General features: G+C 69.6%; 23 protein-coding genes. 12 read left to right on the top strand and 11 right to left on the bottom strand.

Annotated elements, in window-relative coordinates:
• Positions 1-467: 467 nt before the first annotated feature.
• Together KF903_RS00300 and KF903_RS00305 are read right to left on the bottom strand one after the other, a co-directional pair.
• A complete protein-coding gene (locus tag KF903_RS00300) occupies positions 468-809 on the bottom strand; it encodes a hypothetical protein (protein WP_291209651.1) in 342 nt (113 codons plus the stop codon).
• Between the two features lies 1 nt (position 810).
• On the bottom strand, positions 811-2,199 hold the full coding sequence (locus KF903_RS00305; RefSeq protein ID WP_291209653.1) for a tail fiber domain-containing protein: 1,389 nt from the start codon (positions 2,197-2,199) through the stop codon (positions 811-813).
• Between the two features lie 205 nt (positions 2,200-2,404).
• Here KF903_RS00305 and leuS point away from each other — a divergent pair, with 205 nt between their 5' ends.
• On the top strand, positions 2,405-5,119 hold the full coding sequence (leuS, locus tag KF903_RS00310; RefSeq protein ID WP_291209655.1) for a leucine--tRNA ligase: 2,715 nt from the start codon (positions 2,405-2,407) through the stop codon (positions 5,117-5,119).
• Between the two features lie 535 nt (positions 5,120-5,654).
• Here leuS and KF903_RS00315 read toward each other — a convergent pair.
• Positions 5,655-7,814, bottom strand: coding sequence for a VIT domain-containing protein (locus KF903_RS00315; RefSeq protein ID WP_291209657.1), 2,160 nt, complete (start codon positions 7,812-7,814; stop codon positions 5,655-5,657).
• Positions 7,811-8,227 (bottom strand): MerR family transcriptional regulator, encoded by a 417-nt coding sequence (locus tag KF903_RS00320; RefSeq protein WP_291209659.1) that lies wholly within the window; start codon positions 8,225-8,227, stop codon positions 7,811-7,813. The genes KF903_RS00315 and KF903_RS00320 overlap by 4 nt, the downstream gene beginning before the upstream one ends.
• A gap of 263 nt (positions 8,228-8,490) precedes the next feature.
• Here KF903_RS00320 and KF903_RS00325 point away from each other — a divergent pair, with 263 nt between their 5' ends.
• The 3 genes from KF903_RS00325 (at position 8,491) to KF903_RS00335 (ending at position 13,867) form a co-directional block, all read left to right on the top strand.
• On the top strand, positions 8,491-10,464 hold the full coding sequence (locus tag KF903_RS00325; RefSeq protein ID WP_291209661.1) for a right-handed parallel beta-helix repeat-containing protein: 1,974 nt from the start codon (positions 8,491-8,493) through the stop codon (positions 10,462-10,464).
• Positions 10,465-10,548: 84 nt separating this feature from the next.
• Complete coding sequence (locus tag KF903_RS00330) at positions 10,549-13,287, top strand: M14 family zinc carboxypeptidase (protein WP_291209662.1); 2,739 nt, start codon at positions 10,549-10,551, stop codon at positions 13,285-13,287.
• Between the two features lie 199 nt (positions 13,288-13,486).
• Entirely contained in the window at positions 13,487-13,867 is a 381-nt protein-coding gene (locus tag KF903_RS00335; RefSeq protein WP_291209664.1) for a hypothetical protein, read from the top strand.
• Between the two features lie 108 nt (positions 13,868-13,975).
• On the opposite strand, the gene murU is transcribed toward KF903_RS00335, so the two are convergent.
• The 3 genes from murU to KF903_RS00350 all read right to left on the bottom strand — a co-directional run bounded on the left by murU (position 13,976) and on the right by KF903_RS00350 (position 16,404).
• Positions 13,976-14,653: an N-acetylmuramate alpha-1-phosphate uridylyltransferase MurU gene (murU, locus tag KF903_RS00340; RefSeq protein ID WP_291209666.1), complete on the bottom strand. Its 678-nt coding sequence runs from the start codon at positions 14,651-14,653 to the stop codon at positions 13,976-13,978.
• Positions 14,654-14,655: 2 nt separating this feature from the next.
• On the bottom strand, positions 14,656-15,708 hold the full coding sequence (locus KF903_RS00345; protein WP_291209668.1) for a phosphotransferase: 1,053 nt from the start codon (positions 15,706-15,708) through the stop codon (positions 14,656-14,658).
• A 207-nt stretch (positions 15,709-15,915) separates the two neighbouring features.
• Positions 15,916-16,404, bottom strand: coding sequence for a hypothetical protein (locus KF903_RS00350; RefSeq protein WP_291209670.1), 489 nt, complete (start codon positions 16,402-16,404; stop codon positions 15,916-15,918).
• Positions 16,405-16,526: 122 nt separating this feature from the next.
• Here KF903_RS00350 and KF903_RS00355 point away from each other — a divergent pair, with 122 nt between their 5' ends.
• From KF903_RS00355 to KF903_RS00390, 8 genes are all read left to right on the top strand, one after another.
• Positions 16,527-16,973 carry an SUF system Fe-S cluster assembly regulator gene (locus KF903_RS00355; RefSeq protein WP_291209672.1) on the top strand — a complete coding sequence of 149 codons (447 nt, stop codon included), beginning with the start codon at positions 16,527-16,529 and terminating at the stop codon, positions 16,971-16,973.
• Positions 16,974-16,997: 24 nt separating this feature from the next.
• Positions 16,998-18,491 (top strand): Fe-S cluster assembly protein SufB, encoded by a 1,494-nt coding sequence (gene sufB / locus KF903_RS00360; RefSeq protein WP_291209674.1) that lies wholly within the window; start codon positions 16,998-17,000, stop codon positions 18,489-18,491.
• Positions 18,488-18,934, top strand: coding sequence for a hypothetical protein (locus KF903_RS00365; RefSeq protein ID WP_291209675.1), 447 nt, complete (start codon positions 18,488-18,490; stop codon positions 18,932-18,934). The genes sufB and KF903_RS00365 overlap by 4 nt, the downstream gene beginning before the upstream one ends.
• A 12-nt stretch (positions 18,935-18,946) precedes the next feature.
• Positions 18,947-19,708 (top strand): Fe-S cluster assembly ATPase SufC, encoded by a 762-nt coding sequence (sufC, locus tag KF903_RS00370; protein ID WP_291209676.1) that lies wholly within the window; start codon positions 18,947-18,949, stop codon positions 19,706-19,708.
• A complete protein-coding gene (sufD, locus tag KF903_RS00375; RefSeq protein WP_291209678.1) occupies positions 19,708-20,829 on the top strand; it encodes a Fe-S cluster assembly protein SufD in 1,122 nt (373 codons plus the stop codon). Before sufC ends, sufD begins: the two co-directional genes overlap by 1 nt.
• Positions 20,826-22,070 (top strand): SufS family cysteine desulfurase, encoded by a 1,245-nt coding sequence (locus KF903_RS00380; protein WP_291209679.1) that lies wholly within the window; start codon positions 20,826-20,828, stop codon positions 22,068-22,070. The genes sufD and KF903_RS00380 overlap by 4 nt, the downstream gene beginning before the upstream one ends.
• Positions 22,067-22,621, top strand: a complete 555-nt coding sequence (locus tag KF903_RS00385) for a GNAT family N-acetyltransferase (RefSeq protein ID WP_291209681.1) — start codon at positions 22,067-22,069, stop codon at positions 22,619-22,621. The genes KF903_RS00380 and KF903_RS00385 overlap by 4 nt, the downstream gene beginning before the upstream one ends.
• Before the next feature lie 84 nt (positions 22,622-22,705).
• On the top strand, positions 22,706-23,026 hold the full coding sequence (locus KF903_RS00390; RefSeq protein ID WP_291209683.1) for a non-heme iron oxygenase ferredoxin subunit: 321 nt from the start codon (positions 22,706-22,708) through the stop codon (positions 23,024-23,026).
• A gap of 3 nt (positions 23,027-23,029) precedes the next feature.
• Here KF903_RS00390 and KF903_RS00395 read toward each other — a convergent pair whose 3' ends face one another.
• From KF903_RS00395 to KF903_RS00410, 4 genes are all read right to left on the bottom strand, one after another.
• A complete protein-coding gene (locus tag KF903_RS00395; protein ID WP_291209684.1) occupies positions 23,030-24,397 on the bottom strand; it encodes a sensor histidine kinase in 1,368 nt (455 codons plus the stop codon).
• On the bottom strand, positions 24,381-25,061 hold the full coding sequence (locus tag KF903_RS00400; protein WP_291209686.1) for a response regulator transcription factor: 681 nt from the start codon (positions 25,059-25,061) through the stop codon (positions 24,381-24,383). The genes KF903_RS00395 and KF903_RS00400 overlap by 17 nt, the downstream gene beginning before the upstream one ends.
• A gap of 87 nt (positions 25,062-25,148) precedes the next feature.
• On the bottom strand, positions 25,149-25,733 hold the full coding sequence (locus tag KF903_RS00405) for a HutD family protein (RefSeq protein ID WP_291209688.1): 585 nt from the start codon (positions 25,731-25,733) through the stop codon (positions 25,149-25,151).
• Between the two features lie 12 nt (positions 25,734-25,745).
• Positions 25,746-26,270: a GNAT family N-acetyltransferase gene (locus KF903_RS00410; RefSeq protein ID WP_291209690.1), complete on the bottom strand. Its 525-nt coding sequence runs from the start codon at positions 26,268-26,270 to the stop codon at positions 25,746-25,748.
• Positions 26,271-26,274: the final 4 nt, after the last annotated feature.

The following is a 26,274-nucleotide window of genomic DNA, read 5'->3' on the forward strand; positions in this document are numbered from 1 at the left end:
GCGCTGCGCCCACGAATCATCGCAACGAGCAAGGCGTAGCCGCATGGATCGCTCGCCCCGCAGGTCGGGCGTGCTTCGCGCCTACCAGCCGGTGGGCGTGAACCGCCGCGCTGGCACGCGGCCTCCCACGCATCGTGGGTACCCTCGATGATGCCGGCACCCGCGCGATGGCGACGTCGCCGCGACCGACCTGCACCGACTTGATGCGCGTGCCGTTGGCGATATCGAGCCGGTGACCGCAAGGCAGCGCCAACGGTTGGGGCGCTGCGTCCTGGTGTGGCTGAAGGCGATGGCGCGGGCATGCGGCAGCGCGGCGACGCGGCGACGCGGATGCGCTGGCGCCGCCTGTGGCCGTGATCGGCCCGTGCTGGCGATCGCTGGCCGCGTTGCCGATGCCGACAGCCGCGGTACCGGTCCCGGCGGCGCGGCGGCTGCGGGTCAGACTGACCGCAGCCGCCGCGCCGTGCTCACGGCCAGAACTCGTTGAAGCCGTCCCGGAAGATCGTGTCGTCATAGCAGGTCAGCGGTGACACCGCCAGCCGCGCAATGACGGCGAGCCCGCCACCTTGCTGCACCGGCAGGTCGACGCGCGCGGCCTGGAGGCGTGCCGCGAGCTGCACGGAACCCCCTTGCGCGGGTGGCGATGGCAGCGGCGCCAGACTGCCGCTGAGCGCGAAGCGCGCGCTGGTGGCGGTCGCGGGCAAGCGCGCCTGGGTCTTGCCGGCGGCGAGGACGGGCGCGGCGACGAGGGCGAGGGCGAGCGCCAGCAGCGGAGGGCCGCTGGCGCGCAAGCGCATGATCGCGTCCATGTCACGGCCTCCGCCCTATCTCGAGCTTCTCCAGCCGCGCTGCCAGCCGGTCGAGCCGTTGGCGCAGGTCGGCGTTGTCGACCTTGAGCCTGGCGTTCTCACGTTCAACCTTGCGGTTGAGGCCCTGGATCGCCGCCAGCGCCACGCCGCTCTCGTCGACCGTGCCGATGTAGCGTTCGTTGCTGCCCAGGCCGAACGCACTCGCGAACTCCTCGGCCACCGGGCCCAGATGCATGCCATCGTCGCGATTGCCCTTGTAGTACCAAGTCTGGATCGGCAGCGCGACGAGGCGGTCGAGGACCGTCACCGGGTCGATCGCGGCGAACGAGTCCTTGAAGCTGCGACTGGAGGCATTGGTCCAGACTCCGGTCGAGCTGACAAAGGCGCCGTTGCCGTTGCTGGTGTTGTTGCCGACCGTCATCGGGTGGCCGAATGAGGCACCGTTGAATGCAAAGCTGGCTGTCAGCGCGTTGTGGTAGTGACTGATGGCCAGGATCGGGTCGTAGCTCAGGACCGAGCCGCCTGTGTCGTAGTGCAGGCCCGAGATATTGAGATAGCCGTTCGGCGCGGCATTGATGTTGAAGCCGTGGTAGCCATTGGCCGCAGGCGTCCCGGTCATGAGCGTCAGATCGGCGCTGGAAGCGGGCAGACCCGCCGATGGCGCGATCGTGAGCTCGTCGCGCAGGGGATTGCCGTCAACCGCCTTGGCGGTGTTGATGCCCACGCCGTGCTCGGCGACGAGGATGACCTGGTTGGTCGCGGTATCGCGAATGGTGTTGCCGAAGGTCGCGTCGTTCCAGCCGCCGGTGACGATCGAGCCGCCGTTGACGGTGCCGGCGTTGTAGCCGATCGCAGTCGAAAATGCGCCAGCCGTGTCGTAGGGGAAGGCCAGGCCAACCGAAGAATTGGGCTTGAATGTGGCGACGCTGGCGCCGTTGGCCCTGATCCACACGGCTTGGTTGTCGGCCGTGCCCAGGTAGCTGCCGGCGGGGTTGCCCGCATTGCCATCGAGCGCCCAGGCACCCGGGCAGGCGCCGGCTTCGGGCGCGACCGGCGATCGCGCATCCAGTGCGATGAAATCGCCACCCGCGGCCTTGACCTTGACGTCGAGCCAGCCCTGCGCGGTGAGCGGTGCCGTGGCACCGAAATCGGCCGTGGTGGCGAAGTTGCCATCCTTGACGTTGACCCCATAGAGCGTCACCGGCCCGGCCACGACCGTGCCGCCGGTCGGCGCCGAGTACAGCGTGAGCTGCAGGTCGTAGTTGCCGTTGGCGGGTTGCCCGGCATCTTGCAACTGGCCGTGATAGGTGAAGCTGGTGGCGGCAGCCGGCGCTGCCAGGCCCAGTCCCAGCGTGGCCGCGAGTGCCGCGCACAGTACAAGCTGTCTCATGCTCCTCTCCTCGATCGGTGAGCGGGAAGAACGCTCTTCCCGCCCACGCCAACGCACGACCGCACAGGCAGGGGACATCGCGCCGTCGCAGTCGCGCGTGAATGCCTTCCGCACGGCCGCGGTTGGCGCCGATGCTGCGCTGCGATACGCTGCCCGATTCCGGCAATCCATGGGTGGCGTGGCCTCGCGGCGCGCCAAGACACCGATGCAAGAGACCTACGACGCCCAGGCGGTCGAGACCGCCGCGCAGAAATTCTGGAACCAGACGCGCGCCTTCGAGGTGAAGGAAGACGCCGGCAAGCCCAAGTACTACTGCCTGTCGATGCTGCCGTATCCGTCGGGCGCGCTGCACATGGGCCACGTGCGCAACTACACGATCGGCGACGTGATCAGTCGCTATCAGCGCATGCAGGGCCGCAACGTGCTGCAGCCGATGGGCTGGGACGCGTTCGGCCTGCCGGCCGAGAACGCCGCGATCAAGCATCGGACCGCGCCGGCCAAGTGGACCTACGCCAACATCGAGCACATGCGGGCCCAGCTCAAGGCGATGGGCTACGCGATCGACTGGTCGCGCGAGTTCGCCACCTGTCGGCCCGAGTACTACGCGCACGAGCAGCGCATGTTCGTGCGCCTGTTCAAGCAGGGGCTGGCCTATCGCCGCAACTCGGTCGTCAACTGGGATCCGGTCGACCAGACCGTGCTCGCCAACGAGCAGGTCGTCGATGGGCGCGGTTGGCGCACCGGCGCGGTGGTCGAGAAGCGCGAGATCCCGCAGTGGTTCCTCAAGATCACCGACTACGCCGACGAGCTGCTGGCCGGACTCGACCGACTGCCGGGCTGGCCCGACTCGGTCAAGACCATGCAGCGCAACTGGATCGGCCGTTCGGAAGGCCTCGAGATCCAGTTCGCGGTCGAGGGCCAGGCCGAGCCGCTGACCGTGTTCACGACGCGCCCCGACACCCTGCTCGGCGCGACCTACCTGGCGATCGCGGCCGAGCATCCGCTCGCGCTCGAGGCCGCGCGCAGCAAGCCGCTGGTGGCGGCCTTCATCGACGAATGCCGTCATGGCGGCACCGCTCAGGCCGACATCGACACCGCCGAGAAGAAGGGCATCGACACCGGCTTGACTGCATTGCATCCGATCAGCGGTGAGCGCCTGCCGATCTGGATCGCCAACTTCGTGCTGATGGGCTATGGCACCGGCGCGGTGATGGCCGTGCCCGGCCACGACCAGCGCGACTGGGAGTTTGCGACCAAGTACGACCTGCTGATCAAGATGGTGGTGGTCAGCGATGCGGTGCGCGCGGCGATCATGGAACTGGCGCGCGACGCGACGCGCAACAGCGACGCGATGAGCGCGGCGCTCGGCGAGATGCGTGCGATCGATGTGTTCGAGCCGGCGGCGGCCGCGGACGTCGTCGCGCAGTTCGAGCGCTCGATCATCGAGGAGGGTGCGTTCACCGAATACGGCTGGCTGGTCAACTCGGGGGAATACGACGGCCTTGACTATCGCCACGCGTTCGACGCGCTGGCGGCGCGCCTGGAGCGCGAGGGCAAGGGAGCGCGGCGCGTCAACTTCCGCCTGCGCGACTGGGGCGTGTCGCGCCAGCGCTACTGGGGCTGCCCGATCCCGATCATCTATTGCCCCAGGTGCGAAGCGGTGCCGGTGCCCGAGGACCAGCTGCCGGTGCTGCTGCCCGAGGACGTCGCCTTCATGGGCGTGCAGTCGCCGCTCAAGGCCGATCCGCAATGGCGCCAGTGCAGCTGCCCGCAGTGCGGTGGTCCGGCCGAGCGCGAGACCGACACCTTCGACACGTTCATGGAGTCGAGCTGGTACTACGCGCGCTACACCTCGCCGGGCGCAGCCACCCAGGTCGATGCGCGCGCCAACCATTGGCTGCCGGTCGACCAGTACATCGGCGGCATCGAGCACGCGATCCTGCACCTGCTGTACTTCCGCTTCTATCACAAGCTCATGCGCGACGCCGGGCTCGTGCAGTCGGACGAGCCGGCGACGCGCCTGCTGTGCCAGGGCATGGTCATCGCCGAGACCTACTATCGCGAATCAGCCAGCGGCAATCGCGACTGGTTCAATCCTGCCGATGTCGAGATCCAGCGCGACGACAAGGCGCGCATCGTCGGCGCGACGCTCAGGAGCGACGGCCAGCCGGTCGCGATCGGTGGCATCGAGAAGATGTCCAAGTCCAAGAACAATGGCGTCGACCCGCAGGCAATGATCGCGCGCCATGGTGCCGACACGGTGCGCCTGTTCTCGATGTTCGCGGCGCCGCCCGAGCAATCGCTGGAATGGAACGAGGCGGGCGTGGAAGGCATGGCGCGCTTCCTGCGCCGCTTCTGGCGCGAAGTGGCCACCCACGTCGGCGCGGGCGCGCCGGCCGCGCTCGATGTGGGCCGTCTCGATGCAGCCCAGAAGGCGCTGCGCCGGCAAACCCACGAGACGATCCAGAAGGTCAGCTGCGACATCGGCGAGCGCTATGCGTTCAACACCGCGATCGCCGCGGTGATGGAACTGCTCAACGCGCTCGGCAAGTTCACCGACTCGAGCGACCAGGGGCGCGCGGTACGCCACGAGGCGCTGACGGCGATGGTGCTGCTGCTCAACCCGATCGTGCCGCACACCGCGCATGCGCTGTGGCAGGCGCTCGGCCACGCTGAAACGCTCATCGAGGACCTGCCCTGGCCCAAGGTCGATGCGGATGCGCTGGCGCGCGATGCGGTCACGCTCGCGGTGCAGGTCAACGGCAAGCTGCGCGGCACGATCGAGGTTGCGGTCAACGCATCACGCGAGGAGATCGAACGCCGCGCGCTCGGCGAACCGCGGGTGGCCGAGTTCGTGGCCGGCGCGACGCCGAAGAAGCTCATCGTGGTGCCCGGCAAGATCGTCAACATCGTCGTGTAGCGCGGCGCGGTCAGTGCCGGCCGCGGGTGCGGCCGCATCGTGGCGGGCCGCGAGCCCGGGGCGGTCGATGGCGGGCGGTGCGGCGGCCTGCCACCCGGGTACGTGTCCGCCGGCGAACGGGGCTCTCGCCAAGACCAGCGCAGCGGGTTCGGGATTGCCGCCGCGTCGCGTTGCGTCGGGCTGCCCTGACGCGCCGCGAAGATCGATAATGTACGACGAATGTCGTATTCGGATGTGCGCCGGCATCGACTGTGATGCGCCGACGGGGCAGGGCTTTGGTGGCGGGGCAGGGCCAGTGTGCGCGAGGAGGACTTGCTGAAACAGCACACCACGATGAGTTACCGCTTCACGGCAGGCGAATACGCGGGTCGCAGTGAAACGGTCGGGCTCGAGCGCGTGTTGCCCGCACCTCAGGATTGTTCATTGTGACGTCGCTGGTGCCCGCGTGCCGGGGTCTCGCCGCGCCCGTCCGATGTTGATCACGTGCGCGCTCCCGGTGCGGATCGGGAGCGCGCGTGGTGCTTCCCGCGTCGAATCATCCGACCGATGCCGCGACCCTGGCCACGCCCTGTTGCAGCCGCGCGAGGGTGAGTTCTTGGTCATCCTCGAGCGGCGGCGCCGCGCCGGGCGGGCAGTTCGCCTCCAGGTGCAGGAAGGTGCGCAGCAGACTGTGCACATCGCCGTCGAAGCAACGCAGCTCGGCGAGGCGGCGCTTGGCGTCGGCGCGCAACCGCGGGTCGAGCAGGTTGACGAGTTCGTCGAACTCGATCGAGGTGCGCCGCTGCACGAACAGCACCGTGCGAAGAACGCGCAGCAGTGCGGCGTCGAGCACGGCGCGGCGCTCAGCCGTCAGCGGCGGCGGCGCGGCGGGCTGCGGCGTGGACGGCGGCAGTTCCGCGAGATCGTGGTCGTCGGCGGCGCCCGGGTCGTACGTGGGCGCGCACATCAGGGACGAATACACGCCGCTGGTGGATACCAAGCGCGCCGCGAGCGGCAACGAATGTGCGGCAAACCCGAATCCCGCCGGCACCATCTGTGGAACCTGCACGATCCGCGGCAGTGATCCGCCACGCGCATCGGCGGCGCGTTCGTGGACGAGGACCGCCGAGGTCTGCGCGCTGATGAGGCCGTAGTGCAGCGCGAGGGTCTTGCGGCGCGCGTCCGAAGGCGCCGCGCGGTAGCGCTGCAGGCCTGCCCAGGCCCGCCATGCGGGCGCGGTTTCGACGGCCCCGGTCGTGAGCGCCTGCGCCGGGCCCGTGCGTTCGAACTGCAGGCGCACCGTGCGCGGTTGCGCAGTCGCAGGCAGCAGCGCGAGCGCGATCAGCGCATCGCCCGCATAGAGCGGACGGAGCGGCAGCGCGGTGGCGCCGCGTCCCCAGCACACCCGCGGTTCGACGGGCGAGAGGCGCGCGCGCTGCAGTTGGCGCAGCACGCCGTCGGCGATCGGTTCGGCGGGCACCGCGCGTTCGAGCGTGCCGCCGGTGGCGAGTGCGAGCGGCTCGAGCACGTCGGCGCCCGCGCTGCTGCCGACCGCGACGACGAAGATGCGGACGCCACAGGCGAGCGCGCGTTCGCGCGCGGCAGCGAGCGCATGCGCGTGCACCGCGCCATCGGTCACGAGGATGATCACGCGGTTGCGTGCCTCGTCGTCGGGCCGACCGAGCGTCGCGATCGCCGCTTCGAGTGCCGCATCCATTTCGGTGCCGCCGAGATCGGCCTGCACGGTCGGGGAAAGCTCGTGCAATGCCGCGCGCACGCGCAGCGTGGCGTGCAGCGGACGGCGGAACAGTGCGTTGTGCGTGCTGCCGAAACGCAGGACCTGGATGCGATCCTCGTCGCCGAGCGCATTGGCCAGCGCGATGAGCGCGAGACGCGACTGGCGGATCGCATCGCCTTCCATGGATCCCGAGCCATCGAGGACCAGGCAGATGTCGCAGGGCCGCGGCTGCACGCCGTTTGCGGCGGGCATGATCGCGGTGAGCATGCCGATAGCGCGTTCCCCGTCGGCGATCACGTGCAGCTTGGGCGCGATCGCGTCGTGCAGCGCGAAGTTGAGCACGAGGTCGCGATCGAGCAGGGCGCTGTCGATGTCGATGCACGCGGTCTCGCCCTCGCGGCGGAACTGGGCAGGGTGGCTGGCACAGTGGATGGGTGCGGCGGCGAGCAGGCCGTGGATGCGGATGCGCGCGTCGAGTGGATGCTCCACCGCGAAGTCGTGGGAGGGCTCGGCGAGCGGGTCGAGGAGACTGCGGCCGTAGCGCGGCCGGTACGCGAGCGGCAGGCTGAAGCGCGCGCCATGGGCCGCGACCGCGAGCGGTGCGGCGAAGCGCAGCACGATCTCGCCGTCTTCGTGTGGGCCGAGGTTGCCGAGGTTGACGCACAGCAGGCCCGGCTCGAGCTGCTCCAGCAGCACCGCGCTATCGCCACTCGCGATCGCATCGTCGTAGGCGGCGGTCGCGCGCGCGGCAGTCTGCACCTGAGCGACGCGCGTGACGCCCGCGAGGCGCGCCTGCATGCCGAGGAAGGCCGCGTCGAGCGGGATCGGAAACGACCAGATCGCTTCGATCGGCTCGTCGCCGTCGTTGCGGAACTCGTGGCGCAGCTCGTACTCGGCGATGAGGTCGGTGATCGTGACGAGCAGGTTGGAGTGTGCGAGCGGTGTCGCCGCTGCGGCGTGTTGGCGTGGCGCGGTCATGACGGATCCCCCTGTGGATGCGTGCGGTCGGTGGCGAGTGCGGCGTAGGCCTGCTGCACGGTGCGGAACAGGCTGCGCAACTGTGCCTGGGTGAGGCGGGCGCGCTCGGGCGCGACCACCAGTTCGAGCCCGTCGGCGATGATCAGGTGCGAACGCACCTCGACCGCCCCGGGGCGCGCGGGCGCGACCGGTGGGTCATGCCTCGCCTGCAGCAGGCCGGCGATCGCATCGAGCGACAGGCCGGTCTCCTGCCACTGGCGGATGCGCAGCGCGTCGGCCAGGTGCGAAGTGCCATACGACGCGCCACGCTTGCTGCCCTCGGGCGCGGCGAGCAGGCCAAGCTGGATGTAGTAGCGGATGGTGCGGGCCGGGACGCCCGACTGTTCGCTGAGCTGGTGCAGGTTGAGTTTCATAACGACAGTTGAAGTGACGTAAATACTGTCCATTAAGACGGTGCGGATGTCAAGGGGCCAATCGCGGTCAGCGGACCGGCGCGCACCGTGTCCACGGGCATGGTGCGGAGCGGCTCGCGGCGTTACGCTCGCGCTGCGCGGCGGGCGAGGAATTCCACATGCAGTGGCGTCGACGAGTGGCTGGCCACGACGGGCATCCCGTCGCGATGGGCGCGCGCGGCGCCGCGTTGCTGCCGACGCCGCGGATTCCTGTCGTGCGGCTCATGCGTGCGTGCTGGTGGCTGCCCGCGTGGCTGGGCATCGCGCTGCCGGCGGCAGGCCAGAACGCGGCAAGCTGGGCGGACCTGTCGCTGTACGGCAACCTCGAGACTGCGGGCGTGACGGCGACGCTCACGGGAGACGCCAACCGCAACGCGAGCGTGACGCTCGAATGGCGCCGCGTGGGCGAGGCGGCCTATCGCGCGGGCCACCCGCTGCTGCGGGTCGATGCGACGCACCTGGTCGGCAGCCTGTTCGATCTTGCGCCGGGCACCGCCTACGAGATCCGCGCGACACTGGCCGATCCCGATGGCGTCGGCGGGCCGGCGCTGCGTAGCGCGAGCGGTGCCACGCGCGCGGATCTGCTGGTCGAGCCGACGCTGCGGACCCTGTTCGTCGCGCCCGGCGGCAACGACGCCAACGACGGCCTGAGCCCAACCAGCGCGCTGCGCAGCATCCAGCGCGCGGCCCAGCTCGCGCAGGCGGGCGATCTCGTGCGGGTGGCGCCGGGCCGCTACCACGAGGCGGTGAGCGTGCCGCGCTCGGGTAGCGCGGTGCAGCCGATCGTGTTCCGCGCCGATGGTGCCGGCGTGGTGCTCGACGGAGCCAGCCCACTGCCGGCCGGTACGACATGGAGTGCGCTCGGCAACGGCGTCTACCGCACCAGCCTCGGCCATGCCACGGGCCTGGTGGCGAGCGAGCAGGGCCGGCTGTTCCGCTACGCGAGCGCGGCGGCGTTGCAGGCGCTGGCGGCCGGGGCACCGGGCGGCTTCTGGTTCGATGCGTCGAGCCAGCAGCTCAGCGTCAAGTTCGCCGACGGCTCGGCACCGGGCGCGCACCTGCTCGAGGTGGCCGACCTCGCCGCGGGCTTCACGCTCGATGGCCGCGCCTTCGTGCGCGTCGAGGGTTTCCTGATCCGCCACTACGGCGTGGACGAGTACGGCAAGGGCGTGTACCTGCGCTACAGCGACGACTGCATCGTGCGCGGCAACCGCTTCGTCGACCTCGGCAGCGTCGGCGTGTGGGTCAAGGGTGGCGCGCGCAACCGCATCGAGGACAACGAGTTCAGCGACAGCTCGATCGTCGGCTGGCCATGGCCGGTGACCAAGGGCAGCTACGCCGAGGACAGCGCGATCCTGTTCACCGATGCGGTCGGCCGCGGCAACGTTGTCCGCCGCAACCGCAGCGACGGCCACTTCAACGGCATCGCGCCCTGCGGCGACGCGGCGCCACCCGGCGGCGAGCTCACCACCGAGACCGACGTCTACGACAACGAGCTGCGCCATCACAATGACGATGCGCTCGAACCCGATGGCTACTGCGCCAATCTGCGCATCTTCGGCAACGTGCTTGCCGATTCGCACATGGGCGTGTCGGTGGCGCCGGCCTGGCCGGGGCCGGTGTGGATCGTGCGCAACAGCGCCTGGAACCTCGGCAACACGCGCACGAGCCAGGTCGATGGCTACATTTCGAGCTTCCTCAAGGTCAACAGCGGCTATCCCGAGATGGTCGGCCCGCTGCTGCTCTACCACAACAGCATCGTCACCGCGGCGCCGGCCACCGAGGCGATGTACCTGCTCGATCCGGGCGTGACCTCGACGCTGCGCAGCCGCAACAACCTCTACGTGGCCACGCGCTACGTGTGGGCCAAGGTCAACACGATCGCGGTCGATGCCGACTACGACCTGCTCCACACCAGCGATGCCACGCGGTTCGTGCGCTGGCTCGGCAGCAACTATCCGGATCTCGCCGCGCTGCGCGCCGCGCTCGGGATCGAGCTGCATGGGCTCGCCACGCCGCCGCGGCTCGTCGCACCGGCCACGGGCGATCTGCGCCTGTTGCCCGACAGCCCCGCGCGCGATGCCGGCGTCGTGCTGCCGGGGATCAACGACAGCTACGACGGTGCCGCGCCCGACCTCGGTGCATTCGAGTGGCGCGACCTGATCTTCGCCGATGGCTTCGACACGGGCGGAACCTGAACCGGGCGGGCATGACCGACAGCAGGTGCGGCGCGGTGCGCGGCTCGGCTATGGTGGCGACCTGACCAGTCGGGGAGTCACGACATGCACCTCAAGATGCTTGCCGCGGTGGTGGCGTTGGCCGCGGCCTGCGCGACGGCGGCGGCGCAGCAGGCCGATCCGTTCGCGCGCGATCCCGCGCAGGCGGTCGATGCGGCCTACGGCGCGAAGATCGCGCAGTACACCACCGCGCCGCGCTTCAACACCGCACTGACCGACTACCTGCCGGCCTCGAGCACGGTGCCGACCCCGGCCGTGGTGCTCGGCGACGTGGCCGGTGCGCCCGATATGCTGCCCTACACCGCCGACGTGCATCGCTATTTCCGCCTGCTCGCGGCGGCCACGCCGCGCGTGCGCGTGGTCAGCATCGGCAAGTCCGAGGAGGGCCGCGAGATGATCGCGGTGGCGGTCGCCGACGAGCGCCTGCTCGACGACCTGGACGCCAATCGCGCGCGCCTCGCGCAGCTTGCCGATCCGCGCACGATCGGCCTCGACGACGCGAAGGCCGACGCACTGCTCGCGCAGACCACGCCGGTCTACTACATCACCGGCACCATGCACTCGACCGAGACCGGCGCGCCGACTGCGCTGATGGAACTGGCCTATCGCCTTGCGGTGGATGATGCGCCCTACATCCGCCGCATCCGCTCCAGCGTCATCACGCTGATCACGCCCGTGGTCGAAGTCGATGGCCGCGAGCGCATGGTCGACCTCTACCGCTGGCACAAGGCCAATCCCGGCAAGCAGTATCCGCGCCTGGTCTACTGGGGTCACTACGTCGCCCACGACAACAACCGCGATGCGATGGCGCTCACGCTCAACCTGTCGCGCAACGTGCTCGATACCTTCGTCGGCTGGCATGCGCAGGTTCTGCACGACCTGCACGAGTCGGTGCCGTTCCTCTACGACAACACCGTGGGTGACGGCCCCTACAACGCCTGGATCGACCCGATCCTCGTCAGCGAATGGCAGCAACTGGGCTGGAACAACGTCGAGCAGCTGACCCGGCTCGGCTTGCCCGGCGTGTACACGCATGGCGGCTTCGACACCTGGAGCCCGGGCTACATGATGTTCATGGCGGCGATGCACAACGGCATCAGCCGCCTGTACGAGACCTTCGGCAATGCCGGCGCCGACACGCTCGAGCGCGTCCTCACGCCGGCGCAGTACGACCGCACCTGGTACCGCCCCAATCCGCCGCTGCCGAAGGTGCTGTGGTCACAGCGCAACAACAACAACTACGAACAGAGTGGCCTGCTGACTGCGCTCGACTACTTCGTCGCCAACCGCGGCACCTTCCTGCGCAACTTCTACCTCAAGAGCAAGCGCTCGGTGGAGAAACCCAAGGCCGCCGGCCCGGCGGCCTACGTGCTCGCGGGTGACGACAGCCGCAGCGGTGCGCAGGCCGAGCTGCTGCGCGCGTTGCTCGCGCAGCACGTCGAGATCCACCGCGCCGATCGCGCATTCACCGTGCAGGTGCCGCAGCCGTGGGTGAAGTCGCCCAATGCCGATCCCGCGATGCACCAGCCGGAGCAGCCGCGACTGGCGCCGCGCACGTTCGCGGCCGGCAGTTGGATCGTGCGCATGGACCAGCCCTATTCGCGCATCGCCGACACCCTGCTCGATCGCCAGTACTGGGCGCCGACCGATCCGCAGAAGAAGCCCTACGACGATACCGGCTGGTCGCTCGGCGACAGTTTCGGCGTGGACCTCGCCCGCGTCACCGACGCCGCGGTGCTCGCGGTGCCGATGCAGCGCGTCGGCCAGATCGACACGCCGTTCACGCCGGCCGCCCTTGGCGTCGCCGGTCGCATGCCGCGCATCGCGATCATGCACACTTGGCTGTCGACGCAGACCGAAGGCTGGTGGCGCATGGCGCTCGACCGGCTCGGCGTCAAGTACGACTACCTCAGCACGCAGGACGTCGCGCGCCTGGACAAGCTGCGTCGCAACTACGACGTGATCGTGTTCGCGCCGGTCGGTGCGCGCGACACGCGCCAGATCGTCGATGGCCTGCCGATGTATGGCAACGCGCTGCCGTGGAAGAAGACCGCGCTCACGCCCAACCTCGGCCGCATCGATGCCACCGACGACATGCGGCCAGGACTCGGCGCGCGCGGCGTCGACAACCTCAAGCGTTTCGTCGCCGACGGTGGCCTGCTGGTGACGAGCGAGGACACCGCGCAGTGGGCGATCGAGCAGGGATTCGCGCCGGGCGTCACGGTGACGCCGCGCAAGGAGCTGCGCGTGGTCGGCAGCATCCTCGAAGCGGTGCGCGTCGCCGCCGACAGTCCGATCGCGAATGGTTACGACGCGCCGTTCGCGATGTACAGCAACGACGGGCTGTCGTTCGAGGTCAGCAACCTCGTCGGCGGCGACCAGGGCCTGCCCAATGCACGCGACTACAAGCGGCCGACCGGTCGCGGTGGCCTGCACGACGAGGACGTGCCCGAAGGGCGCGGCTTCGAGGCGCCGCCGCCACTGCCGTTCGCCAAGCCGTGGCAGGCGCTGCCGCTCAATGCCGAGCAGGAGCGCAACAATCCGAACCTGATCCCAGCCGAGCTGCGGCCCCGCGTGATCGTGCGATGGGGTGACGAACCCAACCTGTTGCGCGCGGGCCTGCTCGATCACGGCAAGGAACTGGCCGGCCGTGCCGCGGTCGTCGATGCGCGTTACGGCAACGGTCACGTGCTGTTGTTCGCGAGCAATCCGGTGTGGCGCGGCACCACGATCGGCAGCTATGCGCTGCTGCTCAACGCCCTCGCCCATCACGATCGCCTGTGATGCCCGGCATGGCACGTCAAGAGCGTGCCGTGGAACGCACGCCCATGCGTCTGTCAAGCATGGGCAGGCCATCGGCTGCCGGCTAGACTCGGCAGCGGCGCCGGGCATGGCGTCGCTGCCCGCGACGGGGCGTGTGCCTGCGCCGCGGCGCTGCATCATTTCCAACATCACTTGCGACATCATTCAGGGGAAAGTCCACATGCGTAGTGTCATCAATCAGGCCATCGCGATCGCGATGGTCGCCACCACGGCCGTGCTCGGCACGGCGACGCCGGCGCGAGCCGAGAACCTCGACTTCACGCTCGTCAACAAGACCGGCTACACGATCGAACAGATCCACGTCAGTGCTTCAGGCCGCAAGAGCTGGGAAGAGGACGTCATGGGCCGCGATGCGCTGGCCAACGGCGAGAGCGTCCACATCAAGTTCGATCGTGGCGAGCAGGATTGCCTGTGGGACCTCAAGGTCACCTACGAGGACGACGACGAGGCCGTGTGGGATCGGCTGGACCTGTGTGAGCTGTCCAAGCTCACGCTGCATTACGACCGCGCCAAGGATTCGACCTGGGCCGATACGCAGTAAACACGGTTGGCCTGGTTCGCCCGCCAACGCGGCCGGACGGGGATTGCCACGCCGCGTGGCAATCCCCGCCTTGGCAGCAGCAGCGAGGCGACGCGCCCGCGGCGCGCATCAGCAGGCTGGGGCGTGACCGGGCAGCGCCGCCGCGGCCAGTTGCGCCGGTGTGCCGAGGTTGCACCACGCGCCGTCGTGACGCTCGCCGTCGAGTTGCCGCATGCGCATCGCGCGCTGGAACAGCGGCAACAGCTTGAAGCGACCCGCGGGTTGGTCCGACAGCAGTTCGGCCCGATACACGCCGATGTTCGCGAAGGTGAGCCGCTCACCCTCGCCGTCTTCGTTGAGGCGCGTGCCATCGAGCCAGAAATCGCCGCGCGGATGGAAGTCGGGGTTGGGCACCATCACCAGGTGCGCGAGGCCCCGTGGTTCGCACGGCAGGCGCGCGTAGTCGTAGTCGCTGAGGATGTCGGCGCTCACCACGATGAACGGCGCGCTGCCCAGGAGTGACAGCGCGCGATGGATGCCGCCGCCGGTTTCCAGCGGCTGCGGTCCTTCCTCGCTGTAGTGGATGCGCAGACCCCAGCGCGCGCCATCGCCGAGCGCCGGGCGGAATTGCGCCGCCAGATGCGAGATGTTGATGACGACCTCGGTGACGCCGATCGCGGCGAGCTTGCGCAGGTGATGCTCGATCAGCATCGCGCCGCCCACGCGCAGCAGCGGTTTGGGCGTGACGTCGGTCAGCGGTCGCATGCGTTCGCCGCGGCCGGCGGCGAGGATCATTGCGCGGCGCATGTTCAGGTCACCGTGTCGCGCGGGCGGGTCAGGTCGCGGTCGCCGCGCACGCGTTGGAGCAGTTCGGCCAGCGGCGCAAGATCGCGGTAGCGGCGCGCGACCTCGATGACGTAGTGCCACACCAGCGGCAGGTCGGCGAGATATTGCGACTTGCCGTCGCGGTAGTGCAGGCGGCAGAAGATGCCGAGCACCTTGAGGTGGCGCTGCAGGCCGGTGAGATCGAACCAGCGCCCGAAGCGGGCGGCGTCGGTGTGTACGTCGAGCAGATGCGCGTCGACCAGTCGCAGGCGGTAGTCCTCGAGCCAGCCGGCGACGCGCTCGGCGTCCCACTGGATGTAGCAGTCGCGCAGCAGCGAGGCGAGGTCGTAGCTGAGTGGTCCGACCAGGGCGCCCTGGAAGTCGATGATGCCGGGATTGGGGTGTGGCAGCGCCGCCGTGGGCGCGGCCGATGGTGCCACCACCATGAGGTTGCGGCTGTGGTAGTCGCGGTGCATGAATGCCTGCGGCTGCGCCGTGATTGCCTCGATGAGGCGCGTGAAGGCCAGCTCGATGACATCCCATTCCTCGCATTCGATGCTGTGGCCCAGGTGCCGGCGCAGGAACCATTCGGGCATCAGTTCGAGCTCGCGCGTGGCGAACTCGTGGTCGAAGCGGGCGAGGCCGCGCGTGTCGACCTGCTTCTGCATGCGCAGCAACGCATCGAGCGCATCGGCATACAGCGCGTCGGCGCTGGTCGAATCCAGTTGCGACAGATAGGACTGCGTGCCGAGGTCCTCCATGAGGATGAAGCCCTGCGCGAGGTCGGCACCATCGACCGCCGGCACGTGCAGGCCGGCATTGCGCAGGCGCGCGCCGATGTCGAGCCATGGCGCGCTGTCTTCCTGCGCGGGCGGCGCATCCATCAGCACGCGCGTGCCGCCGTCGGCCAGCGTCACGCGCCAGTAGCTGCGAAAGCTCGCGTCGGCCGAAGCCGGCTCGATGCTGCGCGCGGGCGTGCCGAGCGTGGCGGCGACGAATCGCTGCCGGGCCTGGGTGCGTGGCGTGGTCGTGCTCATGGTGCGGCCGCTGGCGGGAGCGCGCCAGTCTAGCGAGGCCGGCGTCGCCGCGCGATGCGGGCAGGGGTTGGCGTTGGCGCCGGCGCGCGAGGGGGCCGCATTCGCCGCGTGGGCGCATCGTTGTGGCGACGGGGCGCCGTGTCGAGCGCAGCTTGCTCCGCCTTCGGCCGCTCCCGCGCCTGCAACGAAGCCATCACCTCGGTGGCATCACCCGCCGTCGAGACCGTCGCGGAAGATCGCGTCGTAGGTCTCGACGAAGGCGCAGTGGCCGTCGCTGGCGGCGCGCGCGAGCGCGTCGATGTCGACGATCGCGGCATGCGAGAGCGCGCCCATCGGCGGGAACGTCGTGTTGCGTTGCTCGATCATGATGACGCCGAACAAGCCGCCATCGAAGTCGACCCACGGCGCGTAGCCGAACTTGCCGATGCTCGAGATGGCGGGCTGCGCCGGTGCGGCCGGGAAGGTTTCGATCCAGGCGCCGATGCTGTAGGCGTGGCGGCCATCGGCGCCGGGCGGCGAATAGCCGAGCGCCGCGCCGGCGGTCTGGTCGCTGCCGAGCAGGACCAGCGCGGCCGGCGACAGGATGCGCCGGCCGTTGCCGACACCATGCCCGAGCAGCATCGCCAGTACGCGCGCGTAGTCGGGCAGCGTCGCCTGCGCGCCGCCGGCGATGCGGCTCACGAGCTGGCGCGGCATGTCTGTTCCAGGCGTGGGCAAGCGTGTCCGTGCATAACGCGTCAGGCGAGCCTGCGTTGACCCTGTCGCGGCCAAACAGTACAATTTTGGTCCTCTTTGCGACCCAGCGCCACGGCCAGGTCATGCTCCGCGTCAGCAAACTCACCGACTACGCCACCGTCGTCATGACCAGCCTCATCGATGTCGAGGACGGCGTACTCAGTGCGCAGGCCCTGGCCGAGCGCACGCGCCTGGAGCCGACCACCGTGAGCAAGCTGCTCAAGCAGCTCGCCCAGGCCGGCCTCGTGGTCGCCACGCGCGGCAGCAGCGGTGGCTATCGGCTCGCGCGCGCGGCGAGTGCGATCTCGGTCGCCGACATCGTGGTCGCAATGGAAGGCCCGATCGGCATGACCGAGTGCGGTGCGCGCGCCGGTGGCTGCGACCATGAGCCGCACTGCGGTACGCGCGTGAATTGGCAGCGCATCAATCGCGTCATCGTCGAGGCGCTGCAGGGCGTGAGCCTGGCCGACATGGCGCGGCAACCGCCGCCGCGGCGCAGCGCCAGCGCGCTGCATGCCGTCGGCGCCTGATCCTCAGCCGGAATCCACCCGCACATGGCCATCCAACCTGCCGACTTGCCGCTGCCGACGCCGCCGCCCGCAACCGCTGTCGCCGGCGACAACGCGGCGGTCGAGGCGGCATTGAGCCGTCGCTACGACGCCGGCTTCGTCACCGACATCGAAAGCGAGAGCCTGCCGCCGGGGCTGGACGAGGGCACCGTGCGCGCGATTTCGCAGCGCAAGGGCGAGCCCGAGTGGATGACGCAGTGGCGCCTGCAGGCCTACCGCCACTGGCTGACGATGGCGGCGCCACAGTGGGCCAAGCTCAGGCTCGGGCCGATCGACTTCCAGGCGATCAGCTACTTTTCGCGCCCGAAGAAGCAGCCCAAGTCGCTGGCCGAAGTCGATCCCAAGCTGCTCGAGACCTACGACAAGCTCGGCGTGCCGCTGCATGAGCGCGCCAAGCTCGCCGGCGTCGCGGTCGATGCGGTGTTCGACTCGGTGTCGGTCGGCACCACGTTCCAGAAGGAGCTTGCAGCCGTCGGCGTGATCTTTACCTCGATGAGTGAAGCGATCCGCAGCCATCCCGAACTCGTGCGCCAGTATCTGGGTTCGGTGGTGCCGCAGGGCGACAACTACTTCGCCGCGCTCAATTCGGCGGTGTTTTCCGACGGCTCGTTCGTGTTCATCCCCAAGGGCGTCAAGTGCCCGATGGAGCTGTCCACCTACTTTCGCATCAACGCCGGTCATACCGGCCAGTTCGAACGCACGCTGATCATCGCCGAGGAAGGTGCCAGCGTGTCGTACCTGGAAGGCTGCACCGCGCCGATGCGCGACGAGAACCAGCTCCACGCCGCGGTGGTCGAGCTGGTCGCGCTCGACGATGCCAGCATCAAGTATTCGACCGTGCAGAACTGGTATCCAGGCGACGAGAACGGCATCGGCGGCATCTACAACTTCGTCACCAAGCGCGGCGAATGCCGCGGCGCCCGTTCGCGCATCGTGTGGACCCAGGTCGAAACCGGCTCGGCGATCACCTGGAAGTATCCCAGCTGCGTGCTGCGTGGCGATGATTCGGTCGGCGAGTTCCATTCGGTGGCCCTGACCCACCACTTCCAGCAGGCCGACACCGGCACCAAGATGATCCACATCGGCCGCAACACCAAGTCGAAGATCGTCTCCAAGGGCATCAGCGCCGGCCATGGCCAGAACACCTACCGCGGTCTGGTCAAGGTCGAGAAGGGGGCCGACGGCGCACGCAACCACACCCAGTGCGATTCGCTGCTGATCGGCAAGAAATGCGGCGCGCACACGTTCCCCTACATCGAGGTCAAGAACCCGGCCGCGATCGTCGAGCACGAGGCCACCACCTCGAAGATCTCCGACGACCAGATGTTCTATTGCCGCTCGCGCGGCATCCGCGAGGAGGACGCGGTGTCGATGATCGTCGACGGCTTCTGCAAGCAGGTGTTCCGCGAACTGCCGATGGAGTTTGCGGTGGAAGCCAAGAAACTGCTCGAAGTGAGCCTGGAAGGGGCGATCGGATGAGCATCCATGACGACGGGCAGGATTCCCCGCGTGTGCCCGCGGGCCGCGGGGGTCGGCACATGAGCGAACGTGGGCCGGCGCTGGACGCACCCGGCCACGCCCACTGCACCCGCGACATCGACGCATGGTTCGGCGGCCGCCTCGGCAACGCCGGGCGGTGGGTGGCTGCGCCGCGTGATTCCGCTTTCGGCCACATCGAAGTGCCGCTGCCGGACTTGGGCAAGCCGCGCGCCATGCCCGCGACCGGCGCGGAGCCGAACACGATCGAGCTGCGCGCACCCGCGCGCGGCGTGGCGTTCGATGATCGCTTCGCACGTGGCGGCGACATTGCACCGGGTCAGGTGGTGGCGCCGCTCATTGCGCGCGACGACGTGATCGGCAACCAACGTGCCACGGGCCGGCTGCGGGACCTGGCCGACATCGAGATGCTGCAAGCACCATAGGCGAACACTGCAATGCTCAAGATCGAAAACCTCCACGTCCGCGTCGCCGGCAAGGAAATCCTCAAGGGCCTGTCGCTGCAGGTGAATGCGGGCGAGGTGCACGCGATCATGGGGCCCAACGGCGCCGGCAAGTCCACGCTCGGCAACGTGCTGGCCGGGCGCGACGGCTACGAGGTCAGCCAGGGCAGCGTGACCTACGACGGGCGCAACCTGCTCGAACTCGAACCCGAGGCGCGCGCGGCGGCCGGCGTGTTCCTCGCCTTCCAGTACCCGGTCGAGATTCCGGGCGTCAACAACACCTACTTCCTGCGTGCCGCGCTCAACGCCCAGCGCAAGGCGCGCGGCGAGGGCGAGCTCGACACCATGCAGTTCCTCAAGCGCGTGCGCGAGAAGCTCGCGGTGCTGCATCTGAAGGACGAACTGCTGCATCGCGCCGTCAACGCGGGTTTTTCCGGTGGCGAGAAGAAGCGCAACGAGATCTTTCAGCTCGCGCTGCTCGAACCGAAGCTGGCGATCCTCGACGAAACCGATTCGGGGCTCGACATCGACGCGCTCAAGATGGTGGCCGAAGGCGTCAACTCGATGCGCGATCCCGGCCGCGCCTTCATCGTGGTCACCCACTACCAGCGCCTGCTCGACTACATCGTGCCCGACGTCGTCCACGTGCTTGCCGACGGACGCATCGTTGAATCGGGCGATGCCAGCCTCGCGCACAAGCTCGAGGAACACGGCTACGCCTGGATCGCCGAGCGCCGCGTGGCCGGAGCGGCGTGATGGCCACCGCCCTGCTCGATGAGCTCGGTTGCGGCGATGCCGTGCAGCGCGCCGAGTCGTGGCGATACAGCCGCAACGCGATCCGCGCACTGTCGCAGCTCGACTTTGCGCCGGCGGCCGGCGATGCGGTGTTCGACGCGCCCCTGCGCGAGCAGTTCGAATGGCCGCAGACGCGGGGCCGACGCCTGGTGTTCGTCAACGGCCGGCTGGCGCCGGCGCTGTCGGATCTGGTCGACGCCGACGCCTCGGTCGCAACCCCCACTACCGGCGTCTGCACGCTGCGCCTGGGCCCCACCGCGGGCCTCGTCCACCTTGTGCATGTCGCCGTGCCCGGCGCGACGGCGACGCGTTGGCAGGCGCGGCTCGAGGTCGAGGTGGCGGCGCCGCGGGCCTGTCTCGTCGAACACCAGGTCGGTGCCAGCGGCGCCGACGTGCTCGGCGTGCTCGACATCGGGCTCGCGCTGGCGCCGCAGGCGCGGCTCGAATGGGTTTCGCTTGCCGACCTTCCGGCCACCACCTCGCTCGTGCGCCGCGCCACCGTGTCGCTGGCACGCCAGGCGCAACTGCGCAGCACGCATGCGGTGTTCGGCGGTCGCCTGCAGCGACTCGAGCTTGGCGTCGCCATCCGCGGCGAGCAGGCGCGACTGGAATCGCGCGGCGTGTTCGTGCTGCGCGGACGTGAGCACGCCGACATCCAGCTCGACATCAGCCATGCCGCGCGCGACAGCGCCTGCGACATCCTGTGGCGCGGCGTGGCCGATCAGCGCGCGCGGGCGATCTTCCATGGCGGCATCACGGTCGAGCCCGGCGCCGACGGCAGCGACGCCGGCCTGTCGAACAAGAACGTGCTGCTGTCGCCGCATGCCGAGATCGACACCAAACCGGCGCTCGTCATCCATGCCGACGAGGTCAAGGCCGCGCATGGCGCAACGGTCGGTCAGATCGACGAACGCGCGCTGTTCTACCTGCGTTCGCGCGGCATCGCGCTGGCCGCGGCGCGGCGCATGCTGGTGGCGGCGTTCTGCGCGGAAGCCCTGGCCGGCATCGACGACGCGGCGTTGCGCGAGCGCATCGAGGCGCTGGCCGCGGCGCGCCTGCCTGCGCCCGAGGGCGCGCCATGAGCGCAGCCGACGCGGCTTCGGCGGCGTTCGACGCGGCCCGCGTGCGCGCCGATTTTCCGCTGCTCGCGCGGCGCGTGCACGACAAGCCACTCATCTATTTCGACAGCGCCAACACGGCGCAGAAGCCGGCCGTGGTGATCGAGGCGGTCGACCGCTACTACCGCCAGTTCAATGCCAATGTGGCGCGTGCCGTGCACCAGCTCGGCAGCGAGGCCACCAGCGCCTACGAAGGCGCCCGCGACCGCCTCGCGCGCTTCGTCAATGCGTCCTCGCGCGACGAGATCGTGCTCACGAGCGGCACCACGCAGGCGATCAATCTGGTCGCATGGAGCTTTGCGCTGCCGCGACTCGGGCCCGGCGACGAGATCCTCGTCACCACGATGGAGCATCACGCCAACATCGTGCCTTGGCAGCTCGTGTGCGAGCGCACGGGGGCGCGCCTCAAGGTGGCGCCGATCGATGCACGCGGCGAGCTCGTGGTCGCCGATTTCGTCGCCGCGCTCACGCCCAGCGTCAAGCTCGCGGCGGTGACCCATGTGTCGAACGTGCTCGGCACGATCAATCCGATTGCCGAACTCGCGCGCGCGGCGCGCCGGCGCGGCATCCCGCTGCTGGTCGATGGTTCGCAGGGCGCACCCCACCTGCCGGTCGACGTGCGCGCGCTGGGCTGCGATTTCTACGCGCTGACCGGCCACAAGCTGTTCGGCCCGACCGGCACCGGCGCGCTGTGGGCGCGCAAGGAGATCCTGGCCGCGATGCCGCCGATGTTCGGTGGCGGCGAGATGATCCGCGAGGTGCGTTTCACCGGCACGACCTTTGCCGATCCGCCGCATCGTTTCGAGGCCGGTACCCCCAACATCGCCGGTTTCGTCGGCCTGGCCGCCGCGCTCGACTACCTCGAAGCGCTCGGTGCGGCGCGCGTGCAGGCGCACGAGGCGGCGTTGCTCGATCACTTGAGCCGCGCGCTGCGCGGCGTGCCGGGGCTGCACATCTGCGGCGAGGCGGCGCACAAGGTGGCGCTGGTGTCGTTTCTCGTCGAGGGTGCGCACGCGCACGATCTGGCGACCTTGCTCGATCACGAAGGCGTCGCCGTGCGTTCGGGGCATCACTGCGCGCATCCGCTCATGCAGCATCTGGGCGTGCCGGCCACGTTGCGGGCCTCGCTCGCGTTCTACAACACGCACGAGGAGATCGAGCAGTTCGTGGCGGCGCTGGTGCGCGTGCGGCGCCTGCTGGCATGACCGCGCCGGGCGCAAGCGCGCGGCCGCCGCTGGCGTTCCGCAGCGCGCAGACGGGTGACGTTGCCGTTCTGGTCGGGTTGGTGGAGTCGGCCTATCGCGGCGAGGCCAGCCGTGCCGGCTGGACCACCGAAGCCGACCTGCTCGATGGCCAGCGTATCGATGCCGCCGGCATCGGCGCGTTGCTGGCGGCGCACGACAGCCAGATCGTGCTTGCGCTGGCGGAGGGTGCGATCCTCGCCTGCGCGCATCTGCAGCGGCAGCCGGACGGCGCAGGCGCCTACTTCGGCATGTTCGCCGTGCGGCCGCAGTTGCAGGGCGGCGGCATCGGCGATGCGCTGCTGGCCGAGTGCGAGCGGCGCGCGCGCGAGGACTGGCACTGCCGGCAGGTGCGCATGACCGTGATCAGCCTGCGCGACGAACTCATCGCCTGGTACGAACGGCGCGGCTACCGCCGCAGCGGCCAGTACCAGCCATTTCCGTATGGCGACGCGCGCTTCGGTCTGCCCAGGCGCGATGACCTGCGCTTCGAATGGCTGGAGAAACCGTTGTGAGCCGCGCCTGCGGCATGCTGCGGGCGTGGGCCTGCGGCACCGGCGCGGCCCGGCCGTCGCATTGGTCATTGGCATCGAGGTGACGTGATGGAGTGGGTGCGCGTATGCACGTTGGGTGAGTTGCTGCCGGGCGAATACCAGGTGGCCTGGGATGGCGACACGCCAATCGCTGTCGTCAACCTCGATGGCGACCTGTATGCGATCGAGGATGTCTGCACGCACGATGGCGGCGAGCTCACGGGGGGCGTGATCGAGGGTCGTCAGATCGAATGTCCGCGGCATGGCGCGCGCTTCGACATCATGACGGGCGCCGTGCTGCGGCCGCCGGCCACGGTGCCGATCGCGACATTTCCGGTCAAGGTCGAGGACGGGATCGTCTACACGCGGGACGACCGCTGCGACTGAGCTTCATGCCGCCGGCAGGCGGATCGTGACGCGCAGGCCGCGCCCGTCGCGGCCGTGGCCGAACGCGAGTGCGCCGCCATGGCGTTCGGCGATGCGACGCACGATCGCCAAGCCGAGCCCCGAGCCATCGCGGCGGGCGCCGGGCGGCCGAAAGAAGCGTTCGCCGAGTCGTGGCCAGTATTCCTCGGCCACGCCCGGGCCGGAATCCTCGACCTCGATGATGACCGTGCGCAGCTCGTGGGCGACCGCGACCGTGACGGTGCCGTGCTCGCCGGCATGGTTGAGTGCGTTGTCGACGAGGTTGACCAGCGCCTCGCGCAGCATGACCGCGTCGCCCTCGACTTCGGCGCCGCTGACGCGGCCCTCGTAACCGAGGTCGATGTGCAGGGCCAGCGCCTCGGGCACGCGTTCGGCCACGTAGTCGCGTGCCAGCGGCGCCAGATCCACGCGTGCGAACCGCGGCTGGTCCTCGGCCTGCGTGCGTGCGAGCGTCAGCAGCTGGCCGGCGGCACGCCCGGCGCCGGCCGACAGTCGTTCGACGTGGGCCAGCGCCTCGCGCACGCTGTCGGGACGCGGATCGGCCAGCGCGCGTTCGGCCTGCAGGCGCAACCCGGCCAGCGGCGTGCGCAACTGGTGCGCGGCGTCGGCGATGAAGCGCTCCTGCAGCTCGAGCTGGGCGCGCAGGCGCTGCAGCAATGCATCGATGGTCTGCGTGAGCGGGCGGATCTCGCTCGGCACGCGGCTCTGGTCGAGCGGATCCAGGTCGCGCGCGCGGCGTTGCTCGAGCTGCTCGACGAGCGGGTCGAGCAGGCGCAGGCCGCGCGTCACGCCGACCCACACCAGGATCAGCACGATCGCGATGAGCAGAAGTACCACCGGCAAGGTGCCGATCAGGATCTCGCGGGCGAGCGCGCGTCGCTCGCGCAGGCCTTCGGCGACCGAGATCACGATGGTCGCGTCAGACGAGTCGTCATGCAGGGCCAGCGAGGCCATGCGCAGGTGCTGCCCATTGGCAGCGACCGAATCCAGCCGCGGCGCGGCGCCGGGTACCGGCGTCAGTGGCGGCATCGGCAGGTCGCGGTTGGCGGCGAGCACACCGTGGCTGAGGCTGCGCACGCTGTACCAGGTCGGATCGTCGGCCTCCGACTCCATGAGGATGCGCACCTGCGGGCTCAGCGCGGCGCCGCCGGCGTCGCTGCGCGCCATGCGCTCGAGGGCGCGCGCGGTCTCGATCAGCGAACGGTCGTAGTTGACGTTGGCGTAGTGCAGGGCCAGCACGTAGATGAGGGCACCACTGCCGATCCAGGCCAGTGCCAGCGGCACCGCGAGGATCGTCAGCAGGCGTCGCCGCAGGCTAGGCGCGCGCAGCATCGTCCTCTTCCAGCAGGTAGCCCAGGCCGCGCACGGTGCGCACGCGCACGCCGCTGCCTTCGAGCTTGCGGCGCAGGCGATACACCGCGATGTCGAGGCCGTTGTCGGTGAGCGTGGTGTCCCAGCTGCACAGCGCCTCGATGAGCTGCTCGCGGCTCACCACGCGGTCGAGTCGCGTCGCCAGGGCTTCGAGCAGGCCGAATTCGCGCGGCGTGAGTTCGAGCGTTTCGCCGTCGACCTGGGCGCGCCGCCGCGGCAGGTCGAGCCGCATGCGGCCAAGCTGCAGCTCGGGCACGCCCTGACTCGTGCGCCGTCGCAGCAGGGCGCGTGCGCGCGCCTCGAACTCGCGCAGCGCGAACGGTTTGACGAGATAGTCGTCGGCGCCGAGATCGAGCGCGCGCACGCGTTCCTCGAGCTCCTCGCGCGCGGTGGCGACCAGCACCGGTACCGCGTCGGCGCGGCTGCGCAGGCGGCGCAACAGCTCGATGCCGTCGACATGGGGCAGGCCCAGGTCGAGTACGACGAGGTCGTAGGGATGGTTGCGCAGCGCCGCATCGGCGAGGCGGCCGTCGTCGAGGCGGTCGACCGCGTGGCCGGCATGGGCCAGCGCCGCGCCGATCGCCTCGCCGATCGCGGCATCGTCTTCAATGATGAGGATGCGCATGTCGGCCCCATTCTATCGGCCAGCCTGCGGCAATGATCGCGCCACTGGCGAATTCGTGCAGCGAGTCTTCATGTGAACCTGGCTGCCTCAGTCGGGCGGCAGCAATTGCACCAGCACGAGTTCGCCGCCGCCGTCGAGTGCGATGCGGCTGGTGCCGCTGGCGCCGCGCCGATCGATGTGGAGGGTGTCGCCGGTGGCCGCGTCCAGCGCGCGTCCTTCGCCCTGGGCCTGCAGGTGGCCGGCGAGCACGTGGATCAGCCATTCCACGCCCTCTCGCGCAAAGATCAGCATCGAGCCGATCAGGGGTCGGGCGACCACCTCGGCGCGCAGCGTGGCGCGCTGCACCATCAGGTTGAAATCACGCGTGGGGCCGCCCAGCAGGCGGCAGTCCACGGTCGCTTCGCCGGCGAAGCGCACGCACCCGAAGCGCTGCACGAGGCGCCGCGGCGGCGCGCCGTCGATGTCGAGCTCGATGCCGTTGCCGCTGAGCAGCAGCAGGTGGCGGTCGATGCCGGGGAATGGCGAGAACGGGCCGTCGCGTTCGATGTCGGCGATGCTGATGCGCCAGCGGAAGGCGTCGCCGGCAAGCGGGTCGCGCGCGATTTCGGTGGTCCAGCCGCCATCGTTCTTCCAGCGCAGGCGGCGCTGTTCGCTGGCCGGGATCACGCGCATCGACGGAGCCCCTCAGTGGTCGGCGTCGGCTGGATGGTAAACGTAGACGAGGGTGGCCGCACCGAGGAAGTCGATCGTGGTCGCCTGGCGTGCGCCGAGTCGACGGGCGAGGCGTTCGGACGCGACGTTGCCGTTGCGGATGAGACTGATCGCGCGCGGCGCCTGCAGCGCATTGAAGGCGAAGCCGAGCGCGGCGCGGGCCGCTTCGGTGGCGTAGCCGTGATGGCGCTGCGCGGGCATCAGCATCCAGCCCAGTTCGAGATCAGGCCAGCCTTCGGGCTGGTGCAGGCCGACGCGGCCGACGAACTCGCCGCTGTCCTTGAGCTCCACCGCCCACATGCCGAAGCCGCGCAGTGTCCAGTGGCCGAGCAGCATCGCCATCGAGCGCCACGCATTCATGCGGTCGAGCGGTTGGCCATCGCCGATGTAGCGCGTGTTGTCGGCATCGGCCAGCATGGCCGCGTAGGCTTCGAAATGCCGCTCCGCGAGCGCGGTGAGCCGCAGGCGGGCGGTGGTGAGGGTAGGGATCGCGGACATTGCA

The sequence above is a fragment of the Dokdonella sp. genome (genome assembly GCF_019634845.1).
Lineage (GTDB): Bacteria > Pseudomonadota > Gammaproteobacteria > Xanthomonadales > Rhodanobacteraceae > Dokdonella_A.

Bases quoted from the DNA above. Each gene is read 5' to 3' on its own strand.
- KF903_RS00315 (WP_291209657.1), bottom strand. From the start codon at position 7,814: ATGACCGCGCCACGCCAACACGCCGCAGCGGCGACACCGCTCGCACAC.
- KF903_RS00380 (WP_291209679.1), top strand. From the start codon at position 20,826: ATGAGCGCAGCCGACGCGGCTTCGGCGGCGTTCGACGCGGCCCGCGTG.
- murU (WP_291209666.1), bottom strand. From the start codon at position 14,653: ATGCGCCGCGCAATGATCCTCGCCGCCGGCCGCGGCGAACGCATGCGA.
- KF903_RS00365 (WP_291209675.1), top strand. From the start codon at position 18,488: ATGAGCATCCATGACGACGGGCAGGATTCCCCGCGTGTGCCCGCGGGC.
- KF903_RS00335 (WP_291209664.1), top strand. From the start codon at position 13,487: ATGCGTAGTGTCATCAATCAGGCCATCGCGATCGCGATGGTCGCCACC.
- sufB (WP_291209674.1), top strand. From the start codon at position 16,998: ATGGCCATCCAACCTGCCGACTTGCCGCTGCCGACGCCGCCGCCCGCA.
- KF903_RS00385 (WP_291209681.1), top strand. From the start codon at position 22,067: ATGACCGCGCCGGGCGCAAGCGCGCGGCCGCCGCTGGCGTTCCGCAGC.
- KF903_RS00400 (WP_291209686.1), bottom strand. From the start codon at position 25,061: ATGCGCATCCTCATCATTGAAGACGATGCCGCGATCGGCGAGGCGATC.
- KF903_RS00330 (WP_291209662.1), top strand. From the start codon at position 10,549: ATGCACCTCAAGATGCTTGCCGCGGTGGTGGCGTTGGCCGCGGCCTGC.
- KF903_RS00355 (WP_291209672.1), top strand. From the start codon at position 16,527: ATGCTCCGCGTCAGCAAACTCACCGACTACGCCACCGTCGTCATGACC.
- KF903_RS00410 (WP_291209690.1), bottom strand. From the start codon at position 26,270: ATGTCCGCGATCCCTACCCTCACCACCGCCCGCCTGCGGCTCACCGCG.
- KF903_RS00305 (WP_291209653.1), bottom strand. From the start codon at position 2,199: ATGAGACAGCTTGTACTGTGCGCGGCACTCGCGGCCACGCTGGGACTG.
- KF903_RS00320 (WP_291209659.1), bottom strand. From the start codon at position 8,227: ATGAAACTCAACCTGCACCAGCTCAGCGAACAGTCGGGCGTCCCGGCC.
- KF903_RS00345 (WP_291209668.1), bottom strand. From the start codon at position 15,708: ATGAGCACGACCACGCCACGCACCCAGGCCCGGCAGCGATTCGTCGCC.
- sufD (WP_291209678.1), top strand. From the start codon at position 19,708: ATGGCCACCGCCCTGCTCGATGAGCTCGGTTGCGGCGATGCCGTGCAG.
- sufC (WP_291209676.1), top strand. From the start codon at position 18,947: ATGCTCAAGATCGAAAACCTCCACGTCCGCGTCGCCGGCAAGGAAATC.
- KF903_RS00300 (WP_291209651.1), bottom strand. From the start codon at position 809: ATGGACGCGATCATGCGCTTGCGCGCCAGCGGCCCTCCGCTGCTGGCG.
- KF903_RS00350 (WP_291209670.1), bottom strand. From the start codon at position 16,404: ATGCCGCGCCAGCTCGTGAGCCGCATCGCCGGCGGCGCGCAGGCGACG.
- leuS (WP_291209655.1), top strand. From the start codon at position 2,405: ATGCAAGAGACCTACGACGCCCAGGCGGTCGAGACCGCCGCGCAGAAA.
- KF903_RS00405 (WP_291209688.1), bottom strand. From the start codon at position 25,733: ATGCGCGTGATCCCGGCCAGCGAACAGCGCCGCCTGCGCTGGAAGAAC.
- KF903_RS00395 (WP_291209684.1), bottom strand. From the start codon at position 24,397: ATGCTGCGCGCGCCTAGCCTGCGGCGACGCCTGCTGACGATCCTCGCG.
- KF903_RS00325 (WP_291209661.1), top strand. From the start codon at position 8,491: ATGCGTGCGTGCTGGTGGCTGCCCGCGTGGCTGGGCATCGCGCTGCCG.